The organism is Methylobacterium mesophilicum (assembly GCF_022179445.1).
GTDB classification, from domain to species: Bacteria; Pseudomonadota; Alphaproteobacteria; order Rhizobiales; family Beijerinckiaceae; genus Methylobacterium; species Methylobacterium mesophilicum.
In genome coordinates, this window is the sequence record NZ_BPQU01000220.1 from 1 (window position 1) to 202 (window position 202).

1 protein-coding gene is annotated in these 202 nt (G+C 68.3%); it reads left to right on the forward strand.

Annotated features, from left to right (window positions below):
* Positions 1–195: glyoxalase superfamily protein (locus MFF40_RS28760; RefSeq protein ID WP_238263238.1), on the forward strand; the 195-nt coding region annotated here is incomplete at its 5' end.
* Between the last annotated feature and the right edge of the window lie 7 nt (positions 196–202).

Here is a 202-nt window from a genome sequence, read left to right on the forward strand (position 1 = left end):
CACCATGGCGATGCCAGCCCTGGCTCGACGGTGTTCGTGCCAATGCGGGGTGTCCATGCCTATCACCGCCAACTGACCGACAAGCGCTACGGCTATGCTCAGCCGGGCATCGAGCAGGCACCCTGGGGCGACGTGCTGGAGGTGGCGGACCCGTTCGGGAACCGGCTGCGCTTCTGCGAGCGCCGCGCCGGGTGACTGGAGA